General features: G+C 66.0%; 15 protein-coding genes. 7 read left to right on the plus strand and 8 right to left on the minus strand.

All coding sequences use genetic code 11. The features are described 5' to 3' along the window. The first annotated feature begins 35 nt into the window (after positions 1-35). Positions 36-1,844: a phosphogluconate dehydratase gene (gene edd / locus CDV49_RS12620; RefSeq protein ID WP_088215786.1), complete on the plus strand. Its 1,809-nt coding sequence runs from the start codon at positions 36-38 to the stop codon at positions 1,842-1,844. Positions 1,845-1,868: 24 nt separating this feature from the next. On the opposite strand, the gene dusA is transcribed toward edd, so the two are convergent. Beyond that, entirely contained in the window at positions 1,869-2,834 is a 966-nt protein-coding gene (dusA, locus tag CDV49_RS12625) for a tRNA dihydrouridine(20/20a) synthase DusA (RefSeq protein ID WP_256947337.1), read from the minus strand. Positions 2,835-3,052: 218 nt separating this feature from the next. Between dusA and CDV49_RS12630 the strand changes: the two genes are divergently transcribed. Continuing rightward, the gene (locus CDV49_RS12630) at positions 3,053-3,346 is read left to right on the plus strand and encodes a hypothetical protein (RefSeq protein ID WP_088215788.1); all 294 of its coding nucleotides are present in this window, start codon (positions 3,053-3,055) and stop codon (positions 3,344-3,346) included. A 711-nt stretch (positions 3,347-4,057) separates the two neighbouring features. Here the strand turns inward: CDV49_RS12630 and ychF are convergent. Next, positions 4,058-5,155 carry a redox-regulated ATPase YchF gene (ychF, locus tag CDV49_RS12635; protein WP_088215789.1) on the minus strand — a complete coding sequence of 366 codons (1,098 nt, stop codon included), beginning with the start codon at positions 5,153-5,155 and terminating at the stop codon, positions 4,058-4,060. 103 nt (positions 5,156-5,258) lie between these two features. Here ychF and CDV49_RS12640 point away from each other — a divergent pair, with 103 nt between their 5' ends. Further along, positions 5,259-5,717, plus strand: a complete 459-nt coding sequence (locus CDV49_RS12640; RefSeq protein ID WP_088215790.1) for a VOC family protein — start codon at positions 5,259-5,261, stop codon at positions 5,715-5,717. A gap of 133 nt (positions 5,718-5,850) precedes the next feature. Beyond that, positions 5,851-6,642, plus strand: coding sequence for a tryptophan synthase subunit alpha (gene trpA / locus CDV49_RS12645; protein ID WP_088215857.1), 792 nt, complete (start codon positions 5,851-5,853; stop codon positions 6,640-6,642). Positions 6,643-7,487: 845 nt separating this feature from the next. On the opposite strand, the gene carB is transcribed toward trpA, so the two are convergent. Further along, positions 7,488-10,817 (minus strand): carbamoyl-phosphate synthase large subunit, encoded by a 3,330-nt coding sequence (gene carB / locus CDV49_RS12650; protein WP_088215791.1) that lies wholly within the window; start codon positions 10,815-10,817, stop codon positions 7,488-7,490. 160 nt (positions 10,818-10,977) lie between these two features. Here carB and CDV49_RS12655 point away from each other — a divergent pair, with 160 nt between their 5' ends. Next, positions 10,978-11,643, plus strand: coding sequence for a CPBP family glutamic-type intramembrane protease (locus CDV49_RS12655; RefSeq protein ID WP_179209196.1), 666 nt, complete (start codon positions 10,978-10,980; stop codon positions 11,641-11,643). Between the two features lie 2 nt (positions 11,644-11,645). Here CDV49_RS12655 and CDV49_RS12660 read toward each other — a convergent pair whose 3' ends face one another. After that, the gene (locus CDV49_RS12660; protein ID WP_088215793.1) at positions 11,646-12,890 is read right to left on the minus strand and encodes an SAM-dependent methyltransferase; all 1,245 of its coding nucleotides are present in this window, start codon (positions 12,888-12,890) and stop codon (positions 11,646-11,648) included. Between the two features lie 147 nt (positions 12,891-13,037). Here CDV49_RS12660 and aspS point away from each other — a divergent pair, with 147 nt between their 5' ends. Then, a complete protein-coding gene (aspS, locus tag CDV49_RS12665) occupies positions 13,038-14,810 on the plus strand; it encodes an aspartate--tRNA ligase (protein WP_088215794.1) in 1,773 nt (590 codons plus the stop codon). After that, on the plus strand, positions 14,807-15,601 hold the full coding sequence (locus CDV49_RS12670; RefSeq protein ID WP_256947330.1) for a BglII/BstYI family type II restriction endonuclease: 795 nt from the start codon (positions 14,807-14,809) through the stop codon (positions 15,599-15,601). Before aspS ends, CDV49_RS12670 begins: the two co-directional genes overlap by 4 nt. Before the next feature lie 504 nt (positions 15,602-16,105). Here CDV49_RS12670 and CDV49_RS20245 read toward each other — a convergent pair. The 4 genes from CDV49_RS20245 to CDV49_RS12690 form a co-directional block, all read right to left on the minus strand. Then, on the minus strand, positions 16,106-16,486 hold the full coding sequence (locus tag CDV49_RS20245) for a hypothetical protein (RefSeq protein WP_143413169.1): 381 nt from the start codon (positions 16,484-16,486) through the stop codon (positions 16,106-16,108). Positions 16,487-16,892: 406 nt separating this feature from the next. Then, on the minus strand, positions 16,893-17,525 hold the full coding sequence (locus tag CDV49_RS12680) for an MT-A70 family methyltransferase (RefSeq protein WP_035708349.1): 633 nt from the start codon (positions 17,523-17,525) through the stop codon (positions 16,893-16,895). A gap of 86 nt (positions 17,526-17,611) precedes the next feature. Then, a complete protein-coding gene (locus CDV49_RS12685; RefSeq protein ID WP_179209197.1) occupies positions 17,612-18,985 on the minus strand; it encodes a sigma-54-dependent transcriptional regulator in 1,374 nt (457 codons plus the stop codon). Beyond that, the gene (locus CDV49_RS12690; RefSeq protein ID WP_088215797.1) at positions 18,982-20,490 is read right to left on the minus strand and encodes an ATP-binding protein; all 1,509 of its coding nucleotides are present in this window, start codon (positions 20,488-20,490) and stop codon (positions 18,982-18,984) included. The genes CDV49_RS12685 and CDV49_RS12690 overlap by 4 nt, the downstream gene beginning before the upstream one ends. Between the last annotated feature and the right edge of the window lie 46 nt (positions 20,491-20,536).

The raw sequence follows: 20,536 nt of genomic DNA on the forward strand, positions 1-20,536 counted from the left end.
GTTAGTGCTGCGAAGATGACGGAAGGAGCAGCGCCATGCCACTCGATGCGACACTTGCCGACGTTACCGAACGCATCCGCAAGCGGAGCAGGGAGGCGCGTTCATCCTATCTCGACCGTATCAGGCGGGCCCGTGAGGCGGGACCGGCGCGGGGGCATCTGGCCTGCGGCAATCAGGCCCATGCCTATGCCGCCGCGACCCCGGGCGACAAGGCGGAGCTTGCCGCAGACAAGGCGCCCAACATCGGCATCATCACCGCCTATAACGACATGCTGTCGTCCCACCAGCCCTACGAGCGCTTCCCCGATGTGATCCGTGCCGCAGCGCGGCGCATCGGAGCCACGGCGCAGGTCGCGGGCGGGGTGCCTGCCATGTGCGACGGGGTGACGCAGGGCCGCGCGGGGATGGAGCTGTCGCTGTTCTCCCGCGACGTGATCGCGCTGGCTGCCGCGGTCGGGCTGTCGCATGACACGTTCGACGCGGCGCTTTACCTCGGTGTCTGCGACAAGATCGTTCCCGGGCTGGTCATCGCGGCGGCAAGCTTCGGCCACATTCCCGCGGTGTTCCTGCCCTCCGGCCCGATGACGTCCGGCCTGCCCAATTCGGAAAAGGCCAAGGTGCGGGAGCTGTTCGCCGCCGGAAAGGTCGGGCGGGAGGAACTGATGCGGGCAGAGATGGAAAGCTATCACGGCCCCGGAACCTGCACCTTCTATGGCACGGCAAATTCCAACCAGATGCTGATGGAGTTCATGGGCCTGCAACTGCCGGGCTCCAGTTTCGTCAACCCGAACACACCGCTGCGGGAGGCGCTGACCGTCGCGGGGGTGGAACGCGCGGCGGCGATCACCGCGCTCGGCAATGGTTATACGCCGGTCGCGGAAATTCTGGATGAGCGGACTTTCGTGAACGGCATCGTCGGCCTGATGGCGACGGGCGGGTCCACAAACCATGTCCTGCATCTTCCCGCGATGGCGCGGGCGGCGGGGGTCATTCTGGATCTGGAGGATTTCGACAGCCTCTCCGCCATTACGCCGCTGATGGCGCGCGTCTATCCGAACGGACTGGCCGACGTGAACCATTTCCATGCGGCGGGCGGTCTGGGTTACATGATCGGGGAGCTGCTGGAGGCGGGGCTGCTGCATCCCGATACCCGGACGGTCGCGGGGGAGGGGCTCGGCCTCTACACGCAGGAACCTGTGCTGGAAGAGGGCGGCCTCGGCTGGCGGCAGGGATCGGGCGAATCGCTGAACCCGCAGATCCTGCGGGGCGCCGCCGATCCGTTCCAGCAGCAGGGTGGCCTCCGGCAGCTGCACGGCAATCTGGGGCGCGGGGTCATCAAGGTTTCCGCCGTGGCGGAGGAGCGTCGCTTCATCGAGGCGCCGGCCCGCGTCTTCGCCAATCAGGAGGATGTGAAGGCAGCCTTCAGGGCAGGCGAATTCACGGCTGATACGATCGTCGTCGTCCGGTTTCAGGGCCCGCGCGCGAATGGCATGCCGGAGCTTCACAGCCTGACGCCGATCCTCGCCGTGCTGCAGGACAAGGGTCTGCGCGTGGCACTGGTCACGGATGGTCGGATGTCGGGCGCATCGGGCAAGGTGCCCGCCGCAATCCATGTCAGCCCGGAGGCCGCCGAGGGTGGCCCGCTGGCGCGCGTCCGGGATGGCGATGTGCTGCGGCTCGATGCGGTGGGGGGGACGCTGGAAAACCTGCATCCCGATTTTCTCCTGCGCGACCCGGTGGTCGAGGATCTCTCCGCCCATCACTCCGGCATGGGACGGGAATTGTTCGATGCCTTCCGGCGGAACGTCGGTTCCTCCGTCCACGGCGCGGCGGTGGTGATCTGAAGGCAGAGAGCCGCGCGTTGCGGCTCAGGCGGCGGCGAGAATTTCCTCCAGCGCACGATCCAGCGCATCGAGACCCGCATCGGGGCGGGAGCCGGCTTCCGACAGGCTCCGCCGCCAGGACCGCGCGCCGGGGCGCCCCGCGAACAGGCCGAGCATGTGCCGCGTAATGGCGCCGAGCCTGCCGCCGATGGCAAGGTGGCGCGCGATATAGGGTCGCATCGCCGCGACCACGGCCTCCGGGCTGCGGTCGGCGGCAGCACTTGCGAACATCAGCCGGTCGGCGGGGAGCAGGATTTCCCCCGGATCGTGATAGGCCGCGCGCCCGATCATCACACCGTCCAGCCCCTGATCCAGCAGCTCCCGCGCCGTGGTGAGGCTGCTGATTCCGCCGTTGATGACGATGGTGAGGTCGGGGAAGGCCTGCTTCATCGACAGCACCAGCGGATAGTCGAGCGGCGGGATCTCCCGGTTCTCCTTGGGGCTCAGGCCCTTCAGCCATGCCTTCCGCGCGTGGACGATGACGCGGCGGATACCCGCGCCCCGCACCGTCTCCAGAAAGGCGGGAAGCACCTCCTGTGGCACCTGGTCATCGACGCCGATGCGGCACTTCACCGTCACCTCCGCGCCCGCCGCCGCCTCGCGCATCGCGGCCAGACAGTCGCCGACCAGCGCAGGATCCCGCATCAGCACGGCCCCGAAGCAGCCCGATTGAACGCGGTCCGAGGGGCAGCCGACGTTCAGGTTGATCTCGCGGTAGCCGTGACCGGCGCAGATCCGCGCCGCTGCGGCCAGCTCCTCCGGCTCGGACCCGCCCAGCTGCACGGCGACAGGGTGTTCCGACGGATCGTGGTCCAGAAGCCGTAGCGCCCCGCCGCGCACCAGCGCCGCCGCCACGACCATTTCCGTGTAGAGCAGCGTATGGCGGCTCATCTGCCGGTGCAGGTAGCGGCAATGCCGGTCGGTCAGGTCGATCATCGGGGCCACCGACAGGCGGTAGGGGGGGGGGCACGGCGTTCATGTGTCGTCCTTTCATCCCCGGCGATGTAGGACGCCGGTGTTCATGTCGAAAGACCGCGAAGCGCAGCGACATGCCATCATTCGGCGTTTTCCGCAACAGGGCGGAGTCCTGCCCGCGCTGCGCTCCGCCCCTTGAGCCTTTGCGAGGATCGGCCCACAAGAGACGCAGGAGCACTGGAGGGGAGTATCCCATGCATCGCCTGATCATCGCCTTTGCCGCCGCCTGTCTGCTCGGCTCGCCCGCCATGGCCCGCATGTCGGGTTTTTACGAAAGCGCGGCGGTCATCCACGCCATTCTCGGGAATGGACAGGTGGCGGACGGGCTGGGCCAGCAACCGATCGAGAGCATCACCCGCACCCGGGACGGCTATTCGGTGCAGAGCCAGAATTGCTCCGTCGGCGTGGTGGTGGTGACCCGCAGGGCCGACCGTCCCGGACCCGCCGACTTCTCCCTGCGCGTTCAGAGAGGGCGCTGCCGCAGGTAAGCGCCAAGGCGCCCGTCAACAGGGGCCGTTTCTCCGTCGCGAAGGTTTCGCCTTCCGCAGGAGCGACGGCCGGGCCGCGCTCCGCCGGTGAATTATGCTGACGGGGCCATCGCTGGCAGGAGGAGAAGGGGCGAAAGCGCCACGGCTCCGAAACTGCGCCCGGCTCTTTCGCAAGGCCAGCGGGCAGCGGAATGGCGGGGTCGTTTGTCGAAGCGGCTCCGCCAGAAAGCGCTCTCCTCAGGCAAGCTCTCCTCGGAAAGCGCCCTGCGGCGAAAGGCTCCCTGTGAGGGAAAGCGAAGCTGGACGTTTCGCGCAGGAGCGGCGGCTGGGCCGCGCGTCCCGGGCAACCTCAGCCGGTGAGTATGGGGACGGGGCCATCGCTGGCAGGAGCAGAGGCGAAAACGCCATGGCTCCGAAACTGCGCCCGGCTCTTTCGCAAGGCCAAGGTGTAGCGCAATAGCGGGGTCGAATGGCGGGGCCGGTTGTCGAAGCGGCTCCACCGGAAAGCTCTCCTCAGAAAAGCTCTCATCGGAAAGTGCCCTGCGCCGAAAGGCTCCCTGCGGCCAAAGGCGAAGCTGGACGTTTCGCGCAGGCCCCGGTCGGTGGCTCCAAGAGCCAAGCCGTCCGGGGCTTTCACGCTGACCGGCGGGCCGCGGAGGCGGGAAGCGCTGCTCCTTCATCGCCAGTCTGCATCGCTTCTGTGCGGTGATGTCAGGCGTTGAACAGGAAGTGGAGCACGTCGCCGTCCTGCACCTCGTAGGTCTTGCCCTCCACGCGGAACTTGCCGTTCTCGCGTGCGCCTGCCTCGCCGTTGCCTGCGACATAATCATCGTAGCCCACGGTTTCCGCGCGGATGAAGCCCTTTTCGAAATCCCCATGGATGACGCCCGCCGCCTGCGGCGCGAGCATCCCCTGAGTGATCGTCCAGGCACGGGCTTCCTTCGGGCCGACGGTGAAATAGGTGCGCAGACCCAGCAGATCGTAGGCCGCGCGGATCAGACGGTCCAGTCCCGGCTCCTCCAGCCCCAGTTCGGAGAGGAACATCTCCGCTTCCTCCGGGTCGAGCTGGCTGATCTCCTCCTCGATCCGGGCGGAGATGACGACGGTCGCGGCCCCTTCGGCCCGCGCCTTCTCCGCCACCTTCTCCGTCAGCGCGTTGCCTGTCGCGGCTTCGGATTCCGCCACGTTGCAAACGTAGAGCACGGGTTTCGCGGTCAGAAGCTGAAGCTGATCCCAGAGCCTGCGATCCTCCTCCGACACGGTGACGGTCCGCGCCGGCTGGCCCGCGTTCAGCACATCGAGCGCCACGCGCAGCAGGCGGTCCTGATCCTTCGCCTCCTTGTCCCCGCCCTTCAACTTGCGCTGAAGGTTGGCGAGGCGGCGCTCGATCGATTCCATGTCGGCGATCATCAGTTCCGTCTCGATCGTCTCCGCATCGGCGACCGGATCGACGCGCCCCTCTACATGGGTGATGTCGCCATCCTCGAAACAGCGGAGCACATGGGCGATGGCGTCCACTTCGCGGATGTTGGCAAGAAACTGGTTGCCCAGGCCCTCGCCCTTGGACGCGCCGCGCACGAGGCCCGCGATATCGACGAAGGTGATCCGCGTCGGGATGATCTGTTTCGACCCCGCGATGGCGGCCAGCCGGTCGAGCCGCTTGTCCGGCACGGCCACCTCGCCCACGTTCGGCTCGATGGTGCAGAAGGGGAAGTTCGCCGCCTGCGCCGCTGCGGTGCGGGTCAGCGCGTTGAACAGGGTGGACTTGCCGACATTCGGCAGCCCGACGATACCCATCCTGAAGCCCATGGCTCTGCCCTCCTGGCCCGAAATTCCGCTGTGCTGTGTCTGCGTCTCTCTAGGGGGGCGGCGCACTCTCTGCAAGTATTGTCCGCCCGGCACGGGGCGCTAGATGCGGCGGGAGAAGGTCGAAGGGCAGCAGAAGGGCGCAGGCGGCATGGGTTTCGTTCCCTACCTCTACTTTCAGGGCAACTGCGCCGAGGCGCTCGACTGGTATGCCGGCATCTTCGGCGGCACCGTTTCGCTGCTGCGCTACAAGGACGCGCCGGACCTGCCGCCGGAGATGGCCGGGTCGGAACTCGTGGTGAACGGGGTGCTGGACGTGGGCGGCGCGGTGCTCATGGCGTCCGATTTTCCGCCGGGCATGGACGGGCGGCCGCAAACCGCCGTCTCCGTCAGCTATGCCGCCGACAGCGATGCGGAGGGAGAAGCGCTTTTCGAGCGTCTGTCGGAGGGGGGGACGCTGGTTTTCCGCTGGAACACGGCCTATTGGGCAAGGGGTGCGGTCGGCATGGTGCGGGACAGGTTCGGCACCCATTGGGTGATCTCCGGCCCGCTGCGGCCCTTCTAGCCCAGTCCCGGCCCTGCCGCCTGCGGTCTCCGGCGCTTCCGCTTGCGGCCCCGTGGTCCTGTCGATGTGGCGAAGCACGCTTGCCTTCGCGGCCTGCTTCCGGCACATCGGAACCGACCAGCCGGAGGAAACGATGAGCCGCATCGACGCGAAATTCGCCGCCCTGAAAGCAGAGGGTCGCAAGGCCTTCGTCTCCTACATCATGGCGGGCGACCCGGATGTGGACACCTCTCTTGCGGTCATGAAGGGCCTCCCCGCCGCGGGGGTGGATGTGATCGAACTGGGCCATCCCTTCACCGATCCGATGGCCGACGGGCCGACGATCCAGCGCGCCGGTCAAAGGGCGCTGGAGGGCGGGCAGACGCTTGACCGGACGCTCCACATGGTGCGCGAATTCCGCAAGGGCGACGACACCACCCCGATCGTGATGATGGGCTATTACAACCCGATCTATTCCCGCGGTGTCGCGCGGTTTCTGGCGGAGGCGAAAGAGGCGGGCATCGACGGGCTGATCGTCGTGGACCTGCCGCCGGAGGAGGATGCGGAGCTTTGCCTGCCCGCGCAGGCGCAGGGCATCAACTTCATCCGTCTCGCCACCCCGACCACGGATGAGGCGCGGCTGGGCACGGTGCTGCAGAACACCTCGGGCTTCGTCTATTATGTCTCCGTCACCGGGATCACCGGCGCGCAGGCCGCGCAGGCCGCCTCCGTCGCGCCGGAAGTCGTGCGGATCAAGGCGGCGACGGATCTGCCGGTGATCGTCGGTTTCGGCATCACCACGCCCGAAGCGGCGCGGGACATCGCCTCCGTGGCCGATGGCGCGGTCGTCGGCTCCGCCATCGTCAACCTGATCGGGCAGGGTAAGCCGGTGGAGGAAGTGCTGGCCCAGGTCTCAAAACTCTCCGCGGGCGCCCACGCTGCCTGAACGGTCGCGCTAGCTTGCGGGCGCGTGGGTCATCGCCCTGGCGTCGGGCGATCACGGGCGGGTCCTTGGGCGCGCGGCGCTCGATCGAGGCGCGCCCGGCTTGAGGTAGCGACGGGCGCGTGAACCTGCTGTGAAGCGCCATTGCCCCGTCGTACCGCCCGCCGGGAGCTGATGATCCGGGCGGCGCGGTCAGGACCGTCGCCGCGCCCTATGAGCTTCGCTCTGCCGCCACAGGCGGTTCGGTGCCTGCCGAAAGGACGGGGCAGTCGCTATCCTCCCGCAGGCCCGGCTCCGAATTCCCCGGCTTGTTCCGCCGACGCTTGCAGAGCGAGACGGCGATTTCTGCCGGGTGTCGGCGGACAGTCCTTGCTGGGGGCAGGTTTTGCTTCGGCTCGCGGTGCTTCTGATCCATCTCCTCCTTACGGGCTTCGCCCTGCCGCCAAAGGCGGTTCGGTTCCTGCCGAAAGGACGGGGCAATCGCTATCTCCCGCAGGCCCGGTTCCGAATTCCCCGCCTGTTCCACCGATGCCTCCAGAGCGGGACGGCGATTTCTGGCGGGCGTCGGCGGACAGGTCGGTCCTTGCTGGAGGCAGCTTTCGCGGCGGTGCGGCTTTGCTGATCCGTTGTTTTGGAGCGTGGGTTTTGGAGCGTTGGCGGGGCTGTTCAGGTGACCCGGCGCGAAGGGGACAGGCTCCCTGTAAGAGCCGCACCACGCCCGTGACGGCTGAGCAGCCAACCCTCTCGCCGTCGATGCGTGACCTTTCGGACGGCAGCGCGCTATGGGTGGCAGCGCGTCACTTCACCTACCGCCATGAAAAAGCCCCGCCGAGGCGGGGCTTTCCGGGTCATTGGAGCGAGCGGACCGTCAACTCCCCCTGCAGGCGGGATTTCATCGCGGACACGGCGGCGATGGCGCCGGCCGCGGTGGTGAAATAGGGGATCTTATCGTAAAGCGCGACCCGCCGGATGTCGCGGCTGTCGGCGATGGACTGTGCCCCTTCCGTCGTGTTGAACACCAGCGCGATACGGCCGTTCTTCAGGTCGTCGACGATGTTCGGGCGGCCCTCATAGACCTTGCGGGCCAGTTCCGACACGACGCCATGCGTCTCCAGAAACGCGCGCGTGCCGCCCGTCGCCACCAGCGTGAAGCCGAGTGCGGCAAGATCGCGCGCCGCCTCCGCCATCTCCGCCGTCTTGTCGGCATCCTTGATGGAGATGAACACGCGCCCCTCGGTCGGCAGCACCGTGCCCGCGCCGAGCTGCGCCTTCAGGAAGGCGCGGGGGAAGTCGCGGTCCCAGCCCATCACCTCGCCGGTGGAGCGCATCTCCGGGCCGAGCAGGGTGTCCACGCCGGGGAAGCGGGCGAAGGGCAGCACCACCTCCTTGACGGAGAACCACGGCGTCAGCGGATCGGCCAGCGTCATGGGGTCGGCGAGCGGCAGCGGATCGTCCGGCCCCACGCCTTCGGGGTAGGCCGCGCGCATCGGGAAAGCGGTGAGCTTCTCCCCCGCCATGATCCGCGCGGCGATGGAGGCGATGGCCGAATCGGTGGCCTTGGCCACGAAGGGCACGGTCCGCGAGGCGCGCGGGTTCACCTCCAGCACGTAGATCTCGCCGTCCTTGATGGCGAACTGCACGTTCATCAGCCCGACGACGTTCAGCCCCTTTGCCATCATCACCGTCTGCTGCTTCAGCTCAGCCACCGTCTCCGCATCCAGCGAATAGGGCGGGAGCGAGCAGGCGGAATCGCCCGAATGGACGCCCGCTTCCTCGATATGCTGCATGATCCCGCAGACATGGACATCCGTCCCGTCGCAGAGCGCATCGACATCTACCTCGATCGCGCCGGAGAGATAGCTGTCCAGCAACACCGGGTTTTTGCCCGACACCTGCACGGCTTCACGGATGTAGCGGTCGAGATGGGCGTCGTCGCGCACGATCTCCATCGCGCGGCCGCCGAGCACGTAAGAGGGGCGGATCACCAGCGGGTAGCCCACGCGATGCGCGATCTCGAACGCCTGTTCCCGGCTGGACGCGATGCCGTTGACCGGCTGCCGTAGGCCGAGCTCGTTCAGGAGCTTCTGGAACCGCTCCCGGTCTTCGGCAAGGTCGATGGCATCCGGCGTGGTGCCGAGGATCGGGATGCCTTCCTCATAAAGCGCGTTGGCCAGTTTGAGCGGCGTCTGCCCGCCGAACTGCACGATCACCCCGTGCAAGGTGCCGTTCTCCTGCTCCACCCGCAGGATTTCCAGCACATGCTCCAGGGTCAGCGGCTCGAAATACAGCCGGTCGGAAGTGTCGTAGTCGGTGGAGACCGTCTCCGGGTTGCAGTTGACCATGATGGTCTCGTACCCGGCCTTCGTCAGCGCGAAACAGGCATGGCAGCAGCAGTAGTCGAACTCGATGCCCTGACCGATCCGGTTCGGGCCGCCGCCGAGGATCACCACCTTTTTCCGGTCGGAGGGACGGGCCTCATCCTCCACCTCGCCCATCACGGGCATCTCGTAGGTGGAGTACATGTAGGGGGTCTGGGCCTCGAACTCGGCGCCGCAGGTGTCGATGCGCTTGAACACCGGCATGACGCCGAGGGCGCGGCGCGCCTTGCGGATCTCGCTCTCCATCTTGCCGGTCAGCCGGGCGAGGCGCGCGTCGGTGAAGCCGAGCATCTTTGCCCGCCGCATCGCGGCCTCCGTCGCAGGCAGGCCGGAGGCGAGGATCTCGCCCTCCGCCTCGACGATCTCCCGGATGCGGGCCAGGAACCACGGGTCGAAGGCGGTGGCGTCCTGGATCTCGCCGTCCGAAAGCCCGTGGCGCATGGCCTGCGCGATGAGGCGGAGCCGGTCGGGCGTGCGGGCGGAGATCGCCTTGATGATCGCGGCCTTCTCCGGCGCGTCGGGGATCGTGATCTCGTCGAAACCGGTGAGGCCGGTTTCCATGGAGGCCAGTGCCTTCTGCAGCGATTCGTGGATCGTCCGGCCGATGGCCATGACCTCACCCACCGATTTCATCGCGGTCGTCAGTTCGGGTTTTGAGCCGGGGAATTTCTCGAAGGCGAAGCGCGGGATCTTGGTGACGACATAGTCGATGGTCGGCTCGAAGGAGGCGGGCGTGACCTTGGTGATGTCGTTGTCCAGCTCGTCCAGCGTATAGCCGACCGCCAGCTTCGCCGCGATCTTGGCGATGGGGAAGCCCGTGGCCTTCGACGCCAGCGCCGAGGACCGCGACACCCGCGGGTTCATCTCGATCACCACCATGCGCCCGTCGGCGGGGTTGATCGCCCATTGCACGTTGGAGCCGCCGGTTTCCACCCCGATCTCGCGCAGAACGGCGATCGAGCCGTTGCGCATGATCTGGTATTCCTTGTCGGTCAGCGTGAGGGCCGGGGCGACGGTGACCGAATCGCCCGTGTGGACGCCCATCGGGTCGATGTTCTCGATGGAGCAGACGATGATCGCGTTGTCCGCCTTGTCGCGGACCACCTCCATCTCATACTCTTTCCAGCCAAGCAGGCTCTCGTCCACCAGCACCTGCGCGACCGGCGAGGCTTCCAGGCCGGAGCGCACGATGGCCTCGTAATCGTCACGGTTGTAGGCCACGCCGCCGCCCGTGCCGCCCAGGGTGAAGGCGGGCCGGATGATCGCGGGCAGGCCGATGTGTTCCAGATCGTCCAGCGCCTGCCGCACGCCGGTGTTGATGTCGTATCTGCCGTTCGGAAGCTTGGGCGCCGCAACGATTGTGGCCTTGGGATTCTCCAGCCCGATCCGGTCCATCGCCTCGCGGAACAGCTTGCGATCCTCCGCCATTTCAATGGCTTCACGGTTCGCGCCGATCAGCTCGACGTTGAATTTCTCCAGCACACCCATGTCGGCAAGCGCCAGCGCGGTGTTCAGGCCGGTCTGTCCGCCCATCGTGGGCAGGAGCGCGTCGGGGCGTTCCTTCTCGATGATGCGGGCGACAACCTCGGGTGTGATCGGCTCGATATAGGTGGCGTCGGCCATCTCCGGGTCGGTCATGATCGTGGCGGGGTTGGAGTTCACCAGGATGACCCGGTAACCTTCCTCGCGCAGCGCCTTGCACGCCTGAACGCCCGAGTAATCGAACTCGCAGGCCTGACCGATGATGATGGGGCCTGCCCCGATGATCATGATCGACTGGATGTCGGTTCTTTTCGGCATGATCGGGACCCCACGGCTGCGCAAATTGTCGGCGTTATAGTCGGCGCCGGACCGGGCGCAACCCCTTGCGCGACAGGGCCGGGCGCGAAGCGGGCCAAAGCGGTCATGGAACTGAAATGCTTCGCGGGTGATGGAGAGGGGAGCAAAACAGGTCCGCGCCATGTCCGATCCCCAGTTCCACACCGCCGGAGCAAGGCCGCTCCGGGCCCTCCGGGCGGAGTTCCTGTGCTTCTATCTGGCGGTTCCGCTGGTCTTCGCGCTGGCCGTGACACCGCGGCTGCTCTTTCCCATGCTGTTCGCCCTGATGATCGGCGGTGTCGCGCTCCTGCATGTCACGCCGGGGTTCCGCTGGCGGGAACTTCTGCGGGGCCGGGTGGACCTGCGGCTGGTCGCGGTCTTTCTCCTGCTGTCGGCGCTCGTGCTGACGGCATTCGTGTTCTGGCTGACGCCGGGGAGCTTCCTGCAGCTTCCCCGCCGCCAGCCCGGCCTGATGCTGGCAATCGCGATCTTCTATCCGCTGCTCTCGGCGCTGCCGCAGGAGGTGCTGTTCCGTGCGCTCTACTTCCGCCGCTACCGGCCGCTTCTGCCGCGCGGCATATGGGGGATGCTTCTCAATGCGGCGGTCTTTGCCTGGGCACACCTGCTTTACTGGAACTGGGTCGCGGTTGCTGTGACGTTCCTGGGCGGCATCGCCTTTGCCTACGGCTACAAGCGCGGCGGCGGTTTCGGCACGGCGGTGCTCATGCACGCCGCGGCCGGGCTGTTGCTGTTCGCGCTGGGGCTCGGGCGGTATTTCTATTCGGGCGCGGTGATCCGCCCGTTCTGAGGTCACGGCCCGTGCTGTTCCACCGGTGGATTGCGAACGGGCAGGGCAGGGGCATTCGCGCCGTAAAGGTAATCCCGCGTCACGGGGACGGATTCCTGACGACGGGCGATCTGGAACTGGAAGACGCACTGGTGATTGTAGCGGAAGGTCAGCTCGGAGCCGATCAGGTAGAAGCGCCACATCCGGCAGAACCGCTCGTCATAGATTTCCCGCACCCTGTCCATGTTGACCAGAAAGCGTTCGTGCCAATGACGCAGAGTCTCTGCGTAATGCAGCCGCCAGACTTCTACATCCGTGGGGTAGAGGTTCTCCTTCTCCACCGCCGCCATGGTTTCCGACATGGCCGGAATGGAACCGCCCGGGAAGATGTATTTCGTCACCCAGCGGCTGGTCGTGCCCGGCGGATCGGTGCGGCCGATCGTGTGGATCAGCGCCACCCCGTCATCGGTCAGGAAGTTGTTCACATGCCGGAAATATTCGCGGTAGTGCGGCAGCCCGACATGTTCGAACATACCGACGGAGACCACCCGGTCGAATTTCTCGGTCACGTTGCGGTAATCGGTCAGCCGGAACTCCACCTGCCCCTCCAGCCCCGCCGCGCGGGCCCGCTCCGTCGCGACCTTGTGCTGCTCCTGCGAGAGCGTAACACCCACCACGCGCGCGCCATAGTCCCGCGCCAGGGTCAGCGCCATCCCGCCCCAGCCGCAGCCGATATCCAGCACCCGCATGCCGGGCCGGAGCAGCAGCTTGCGGGCGATATGGGCCTTCTTCTGGCTCTGCGCCTGTTCCAGCGTATCGTCCAGCGAGCGGAAATAGGCGCAGGAATACTGGCGGTCGGCATCGAGAAACAGCGAGTAAAGCTCCTCCGACAGATCGTAGTGATGCGCCACATTCGCCTGCGCCCGCCCTATGGGGTTGAATGTCTCCACCCGGCGCAGCAGGCGGCGGAAGCGATCCAGCAGGGAAAAATGCCTGTGCGCAATTGCCGCATTGCGAATCCCCAGCGTGAGGAAGCCATATAGGTCGTCGTCATCTATGGTGAGGCGACCGTCCATATAGGCTTCGCCGATGGCGAGATCGAAGGACGACAGGATCTTGCGCGGCAGCGCAGGGTCTGCAAGGCGGATTGTGACGGGCGTTCCTGTGCCGTCGCCATAGCGGTTTACGCTGCCATCCGGCATATGGATGATCGCGGTGCCCTCCTTCATGAGGGATCGGATCATCCGGTCGAGAAGCCTGTTCCACATCGTGTCACCCTCTTCACGTATAATCAGAACTACGTTACGCCCCGTTTTTCCGTTCTGTCCAGATAAGGTGGCGCGGCGTCACTTGACTTCGAGAGCCGCTCGGGGTGTATCGACGCCACTTTCCGAACGCCTCCGAAGGGGATCGTCATGCACGTCTATCGCAGCCATACCTGCGGCCAGCTGACCCGCGCCGATGCGGGAGCCGAGGTCCGTCTCTCCGGTTGGGTGCACCGGGTGCGCGATCACGGCGGAGTTCTGTTCATCGACCTGCGGGATCACTACGGCATCACCCAGGTGATCGCCGATGGCGACAGCCCCGCCTTTGCCGCGCTGGAAAAGGTCCGTGCGGAATACGTGATCCGCATCGACGGGCGCGTGAAGGAACGGGACGCGAGTCTCGTGAACGCCAAGATCCCGACGGGCGAGATCGAGGTCTATGCCATCGACATGGAAGTGCTCGGCCCGTCGGACGAACTGCCGCTGCCGGTCTTCGGCGAGCAGGACTACCCGGAGGAGACCCGCCTCACCTACCGCTTCCTCGACCTGCGGCGCGAGGGGCTCCACGCCAACATGATGCTCCGCTCCAACGTGGTGCGCTGGATCCGGCAGAAGATGTGGGCGCAGGGCTTCAACGAATTCCAGACGCCGATCATCACCGCGTCCAGCCCTGAGGGCGCGCGCGACTTTCTCGTGCCGTCGCGGCTGCATCCGGGCAAGTTCTATGCGCTGCCCCAGGCGCCGCAGCAGTTCAAGCAGCTCATCATGGTGGCGGGCTTCGACCGCTACTTCCAGATCGCGCCCTGCTTCCGCGACGAGGATCCGCGTGCCGACCGCAGCCCGACCGACTTCTACCAGCTCGACATGGAGATGTCCTTCGTGGAGCAGGAGGACGTGTTCGCCGCCGTGCAACCTGTCATCCAGGGGCTGTTCGAGGAATTCGGCAACGGGCGTCACGTGTCCGGCGACTGGCCGCGCATCGCCTATCGCGACGCGCTGCTGTGGTATGGTTCCGACAAGCCGGACCTGCGCAACCCGATCCGCATGGAAATCGTCTCCGAGCATTTCGCCGGCTCCGGCTTCGGCATCTTCGCCAAGCTGCTGGAGAACGAGGGGACGCAGATCCGTGCGATTCCCGCCCCCACGGGCGGCAGCCGCGCGTTCTGCGACCGGATGAACGCCTTCGTGCAGAAGGAAGGTCTGCCCGGCATGGGCTACATCTTCTGGCGTGAGGAAGGCGAGGCCATCGTGGGCGCCGGTCCCATCGCCAAGAACATCGGGCCGGAGCGGACGGAAGCCATCCGCCTGCAACTCGGCCTGAAGGCGGGCGATGCGGCCTTCTTCCTCGGCGGCAAGCCGGAAGCGTTCGAGGCCGTCGCCGGCAAGGCCCGCAACGAGATCGGGCGCGAACTGGGGCTGACCCGGACCGACCGGTTCGAATTCGCCTGGATCGTCGATTTCCCGATGTACGAGAAGACGGACGAGGGCGGGATCGACTTCTCCCACAACCCGTTCTCCATGCCGCAGGGCGGGATGGAGGCGCTTCAGGGCGATCCGCTGGCCGTCCACGCCTATCAGTATGACCTTGCCTGCAACGGCTATGAACTCATCTCCGGCGGTATCCGCAACCACGAGCCGGAGATCATGTTCAAGGCCTTCGAGATTGCGGGCTATGGCCGGGACGAGGTGGAGAAGCGCTTCGGCGGCATGGTCAAGGCGTTCCACTACGGCGCGCCGCCCCACGGTGGCTGTGCCGCGGGGATCGACCGGATCGTGATGCTTCTGGCGGATGAGCAGAACATCCGCGAGGTCATCATGTTCCCGATGAACCAGCGGGCCGAGGACCTGATGATGAATGCGCCCTCCGACCCGACACCGACCCAGCTCCGGGAGCTGCGTCTCAGGGTGGTGCCCAAGGAGTGAGTATCGCCGCCCTCCGCAAGGCGGGCTTCGATGTGATGGCCCGCAACCACGCCGAAGCGATCCTCGGCGTGGATTTCCCCCGAGAGACCTCCGAACTCATCGAAGCGCTGCTGAACGTCCGGCTCGACCCCGGCGAACTGATCGCCAGCGGCGGGGGGGAGGCGCCCTCCACCCAGCGGATGCGGCGGCATCTGGACGAATGCGGCTGGCGCAAGCACAACTTCCGCATCCAGACGACGCTGGACGGCAAGCCGCTGGGCGACGGGACCAGCCATGAGATAGACCACGTACGGCTGGCCGGGGCAGGCACGCTGGCGCTGGAGATCGAGTGGAACAACAAGGATCCCTTCTTCGACCGTGATCTTGAGAACTTCCACCGGCTGCATGCCCAATCGGTCATCTCCGTGGGCATCATCGTGACGCGGGGCCGCAGCCTGCAGGCCGCGTTGCCGGGCATCGTGCGCAGCTATCTCTCCGCCAACCGGATCGAGGATCCGGCGGCGCTGGTCGAGCACGGGATGAAGCGGCGGACGGACCGGCAGAGCGCGCTCGTCGCGCGGGCCGTTCGGGCGGGAACGCCCTTTGGCGAGGCCTTCGCGCGGATCTTCGTGGCCGACAAATACGGGCCCGCGACGACGCATTGGTCCAAGCTCTCCGACCGCGTGGCGCGCGGCGTGGGCAATCCCTGTCCGCTGCTGCTGATCGGCCTGCCCGCAAGCGTGGTGCGCCCCGTTACCATCCAGAAAGCCGACAGCCGCGAGGCGCTGCTGCAACATGGGCTGGACCTCTAGCAGGCCCCTGAAAAAGTCCTGAAGTGTCGTGCCCATGTGTCGGAAATCGGAAAATCCGCCCAAAAACGCGCGAGAGTATATGGATTTCCGGCTGGATTCCGTCAGATTGCGAACGATTTCCGCTCCAACACAGGCCAAAAAGCTGCCCTGAGGCGGAGGTCTTCCCACGTGGCCGGAGGTTGTCCCGGCAACCGCGGGTTTTGCTCCTGACCGGACCGGTTTCCGGTTTTCGACGTAGATTGGGGCCGATGCCCGGCTTTCTTGGCAGGCCGCCAGACCCTCGCGCGATCGCATCTGAACGGGCGCGGTTCGGCGGGCGATCATGTCGGAGGCTGGTCGGCGGACCGCAGACCCGGATCGCGTGACTGTATCCTTGATCCTTGCGGATGACCGCGATTTCGCGTCTCCGCACCGGATGCTCTAGTGGGATTATGGTGTTTGCGTGGCGAGGGATCGCTTGCCCCGGATAGCCGGGGCAGAACATATCCGGCAGGGCCATGTTTCTCACTGCGATAGGGGCTGTGACGGGGCGGGCAGTAGGAGAAGTCCGAAGAACCATGAGGCGCCGCTGTCCTGCCCGGAAAGCGCGCCGCCCAGCGTCACCAACAAGCTGATGAAAAAGTTCTGAAGCATCATGCCGATGCTTTGGAAAATCGGGGTAATCGGTGTCGAAATGACCCTGAACGGGGAGATTTCCGGCTGGATCTCGCTGGAGTGCGAACGATTCCGCTCCAACGCAGACCTGAATGCCCTTTTCCAGCAGCCTTTTAAGGGGGATGAGGGGCGCGGACGACAAGGGGTCTGACCGTCCAATTCCCGCTGCGTCTCCGGCGACGATTCCGCAGTTGATCCTCGCATCACGGGCCGCAGGTCCTCGAATGTCATCAACCGGCGGTCCTGGTCCTCAAGGTTTTGCCGTTCAGGACGCAGGGCCCCGTGTCACCGCAGAAGACATCGGGAAACCATGGGGACGAAAATCGGGGCGGAAGCTCCAGAGGCGCTGGACCGGCTTCGGTCTGATTGCGGGGGTGTTGAGGGGAATGTGCCGAAGCGGCCTTCCACTCCGCAGGCTCCCGGTCAGACGGCCGCTGACCGGATGCCGTCAAGGAGGATCCGGAATCGCAAGCTTCAATTGCCGGCTGCGCACCCTGCGCGCTGCCGTCCCTGTCGCTATTTCTCAGCGACACATCCCTGCAGCGCGACGAGCAGATTGGGAACATTTCCCCTGCCGCCGATTGCCCCCTGAGGGCTTCATCAGGGAACGCAATTGCGGGGTTCAGAGGAGCGCCGGTTACTCCGCCGCGAGGGAAGAGTTGTAGGCGTAGGTTGCCCAGTCCGGCTTGTAATCCTCCGTGGCCTGATTGCCCCAGACCGTCCAGCCAGGCCGCACACCCCGCCCGAAAAGTTCCAGATAAGGGCCCCAGGAGCAGTTCTCGATCAGCTCGTATTGCTCATCGGGCTTGCGCGAGTGCTCGCGCTTGCGCGTGGAAAGGAAATTGACCTGCCGCCGCCCTGCGGCAAGCGTCCGGGCATTCTTGCCGCGCGTCCCGAACAGGATCACTTCCGTGACGTTGCGGAAATAGAAGCCCACACCCCGTCCGTCGGAACCGCCGTCCTTGCGCTCCTTGTGCCAGATGAGGTTCGATTTGTATTCGAAACCCCAAGCCTGAAGCACCTGAAGCCCGTCGGGCAGCAGAGCGTTGGGCACCCAGAGGTAGCAATGCGCACGGTCTTCGAGGTGGTCGGCCACCGGAAGCGCGCAAATATCCTCAAGCGTCAGCGTGGGATAGCGGGAGAGGCGCCGATGCTCCGGCGCCACCTTTCCGGTGCGGTTGGCAAAACGCCAGGGCGGATCGGCCAGAACGCAGGAAAAGCGTTGCTCGCCAAGGAAGTTCCGAAGGTCTTGTGAGGGATCGCGCGACATGTCCAGCATATTGATGATCCGTCCCTGCTTCGGCAACCGGAATCCTTCCGGCGAGGCGTGAACATTATGCGAACCAGCGCAGGGGATCAACCGACGCGGAACGGTTTTCCCCACAGTTCGATCTTTCGGTAGAGCGTTGAGGGCGAGACATCGAGCGCGCGCGCCGCCTTGGGTATGGAGCCGCCGTGGCGGAAGATGGCGGCCTCGATCACCATCCGCTCGGCCTCCGCCAATGTGCAATCGGCAAGCGCTTCGAGCGCGTCGCGCCGCAGCGGCTCTGAAACGGCGTTCGGAGCATCGTTGAACCCCTGCGGCAGCATGCGGGCAGTTACGACGGGCCCGTCATGCAGCACGACGATATTGCGCATCACGTTGAGGAGTTGTCGCACATTCCCGGGCCAGGGCGAGGCGCGGAATATCCGCAGGACATCCTCGTCGAGGGCCGTGAAGCTGCGCCCCTCCTCCCGCGACAGGCGTTGCAGCAGGGTGCCCGCGATTTCCGCGATATCCTGCTCCCGTTCACGCAGCGGCGGCATATGAAGGGGGATCACGTGCAGGCGGTAGTAGAGATCCTCGCGGAAACGACCCTGACGTACGGCTTCCAGCGGATCGCGGTTGGTGGCGCAGAGGATGCGGACATTGACCTTGCGCGGGCGGGATGCCCCGACCGGCTGAATGGTGGATGTCTGAAGAAACCGGAGCAGCTTGGTCTGCAGCGCGAGATCCATCTCGCAGATTTCGTCAAGAAACAGCGTGCCCCCGTCGGCCGCGGCCGCGGCTCCGGCCCGATCGGAAAGCGCCCCGGTGAAGGAGCCGCGAAGATGGCCGAACACCTCCGATTCAAGCAGGTCCGGCGGGATCGCGCCACAGTTCAGCGCGATGAACGGCCCCCCCGCGCGGCGCGAGCCTTCGTGAATCGCCATCGCTGCCAGTTCCTTGCCCGTCCCGCTTTCGCCGGTGATGAACACCGTCGCGGTCGAAGGGGCGACGGCACGGATCGTCTGGTAAATCTGCCGCATCGCAGGGGAGGAGCCGATGAACTCGCCGGGCGGCGCATTGCTGTCGGGTGTGGCGGGGAGCGGGATATGCAGGTTTTCGATGGCGGAGAGCAGCCGCTGCGCATCAAAGGGCTTCACGAGAAAATCTGTCGCCCCTGCCCGCATGGCCTCGACCGCCTTGTTGACGGAGCCGTTGGCGGTGATGACGATGACCGGCGTTTCCGCCCGGAGCACCCGCAACTCGGCCAGGAGATCTATCCCCTCCCGGTCGGGGAGCATGAGATCCAGCAGGACGGCACAGGGGCCGCTGCTGCGGAAGGCGCGCAGCCCCTCCGCCGCGGTGGCCACCGAAAGCACAGGGAGACCGGCATTTTTCAGCGCCGATTCATAGACCAGACGCAGGGAGGGCGTGTCTTCGATCAGCAGGACCGGCGCGCCAGTCTTCGGGGAACAGTCATTCACAGCGATACCCCGGACAACTGGGCTTCGTTGGCCAAAGCATGGATCAACACGTCGAGCTGGTCGAGAACTTCTTTTCCTTGCAGGGCGATAACCGCAGCATCGCTCAAATGTGCCGCACGATTGAGCTTCTCCGCGCGGCGTTGCAGGCCTTCGGCCCCGACAGCACCGGCAAGGGCGATGAGCACATGGCTATGGGTGCGGATTTCCATCGGATTGTCGTCGGCAAGCCCGGTGACCAGCCCCCGCTCCACGCCGCGCAGGTCCGCATTGAGACGCGTCAGAAGCTCCCGTCGCCCCTCCGGTCCGGCGATCTCCAGCAGCTGCTCAAACCTTTCGCGGTCAAAAGGCTCATCGCGGGGCTCGGCGGGAGGAGGCACGCCACCGGGGAGAAGCACCTCGCTGATGGCCTGAGCGAAGATGTCCAGCCCGCTGATCGGTTTCGCGAGGATACGGTCCGCCCCCGCAGCGTAGATCGCCCGCCGATTGCCCCGCAGGACATAGGCCGTGACGGCGAGAACCGGCGTCCGCCCCCGCGCATCGGGCATGGCACGCAGGGCTCGGATCACTTCTATGCCGGTGAGACGGGGCATTTCGATGTCTATGAGCGCGAGGTCGAAGGGGCGCTGATCGAGCAGGTCGAGCGCCTCAATCCCGTCGGAGGCGAGGGTGACCGTCGCCCCCATCGTCTCCAGCATCCGCGAGACGAGCATCTGGTTGGTGGCGCTGTCCTCCGCCAGCAGGACGTGACGCCCCGCAAGGTCCGGCAACTGCGCTGTCTGAACCGGTTCCGGCGTGAGCGTGGCCCAGCTGCCCCGCGGCAACAGCAGAGTCACGACACCGCCGCCGTCCTCCCGGTTGCGGACCTCCACCTCCGCGCCCAGCCGGTCGGCCATCTCACGCGTGATGTGCAGGCCGAGACCGGTGCCGGGTTTCCGGCGGTCCCCCCGACCCTGATAGCGGAAGAGACGCGCCAGCGCCTCGCTGGAAAAGCCGGGGCCGGTATCCTCCACCCGGAAGCGGATCGTATCGTCGGCAAGGCGGGAGACATCCATCGTCACGCCGCCCTGATCGGTATATTTGATCGCATTGCTGAGGATGTTGGAGAGGATCCGCTCCAGCGATATCCGCTCCAGCCCGATGGTTTCAGGCAGATCGTGCCCCACCCGAAGCTCGAACGTCAGCCCGTGTTCCTGCGCCCGCCCGGACCAGCGCATCTCCAGATCGTAGAGCAGGCGGGCGAAGCGGATGTTCGTCGGATGGACATCGGTCGAACCATCCTCCCCCGGCAGGAGGCTCAGCCCCTCCTCCAGCAGCAGCGCCATGCCTTCGCCGGCCGCGCGGATGCGCTCGAGCTGGAGGCGCGTCGCGGGATCGAGCCCGGACTGGTCGATAAGGCGGAGCGCACCGATGATGTCCGACATGGCCGCGCGGAGGTCATGCCCCAGCAGCGACAGGCGGGAGGCCCGCTCCCCCCGCGCATCAGACCCCGGCGCCAGTTCCGTCATCCTCAACCCTCCCGTAGAACGCCGTTCTGGCTGCCCGGAACCAAAG

It is taken from the genome of Haematobacter genomosp. 1 (genome assembly GCF_002196855.1).
Classification (GTDB): Bacteria; Pseudomonadota; Alphaproteobacteria; order Rhodobacterales; family Rhodobacteraceae; genus Haematobacter.

Coding starts and splice junctions, on each gene's coding strand:
- edd (WP_088215786.1), top strand. CDS start 36: ATGCCACTCGATGCGACACTTGCCGACGTTACCGAACGCATCCGCAAG.
- CDV49_RS12630 (WP_088215788.1), top strand. CDS start 3,053: ATGCATCGCCTGATCATCGCCTTTGCCGCCGCCTGTCTGCTCGGCTCG.
- ychF (WP_088215789.1), bottom strand. CDS start 5,155: ATGGGCTTCAGGATGGGTATCGTCGGGCTGCCGAATGTCGGCAAGTCC.
- CDV49_RS12640 (WP_088215790.1), top strand. CDS start 5,259: ATGCGGCGGGAGAAGGTCGAAGGGCAGCAGAAGGGCGCAGGCGGCATG.
- trpA (WP_088215857.1), top strand. CDS start 5,851: ATGAGCCGCATCGACGCGAAATTCGCCGCCCTGAAAGCAGAGGGTCGC.
- carB (WP_088215791.1), bottom strand. CDS start 10,817: ATGCCGAAAAGAACCGACATCCAGTCGATCATGATCATCGGGGCAGGC.
- CDV49_RS12655 (WP_179209196.1), top strand. CDS start 10,978: ATGTCCGATCCCCAGTTCCACACCGCCGGAGCAAGGCCGCTCCGGGCC.
- CDV49_RS12660 (WP_088215793.1), bottom strand. CDS start 12,890: ATGTGGAACAGGCTTCTCGACCGGATGATCCGATCCCTCATGAAGGAG.
- aspS (WP_088215794.1), top strand. CDS start 13,038: ATGCACGTCTATCGCAGCCATACCTGCGGCCAGCTGACCCGCGCCGAT.
- CDV49_RS20245 (WP_143413169.1), bottom strand. CDS start 16,486: ATGACATTCGAGGACCTGCGGCCCGTGATGCGAGGATCAACTGCGGAA.
- CDV49_RS12680 (WP_035708349.1), bottom strand. CDS start 17,525: ATGTCGCGCGATCCCTCACAAGACCTTCGGAACTTCCTTGGCGAGCAA.
- CDV49_RS12690 (WP_088215797.1), bottom strand. CDS start 20,490: ATGACGGAACTGGCGCCGGGGTCTGATGCGCGGGGGGAGCGGGCCTCC.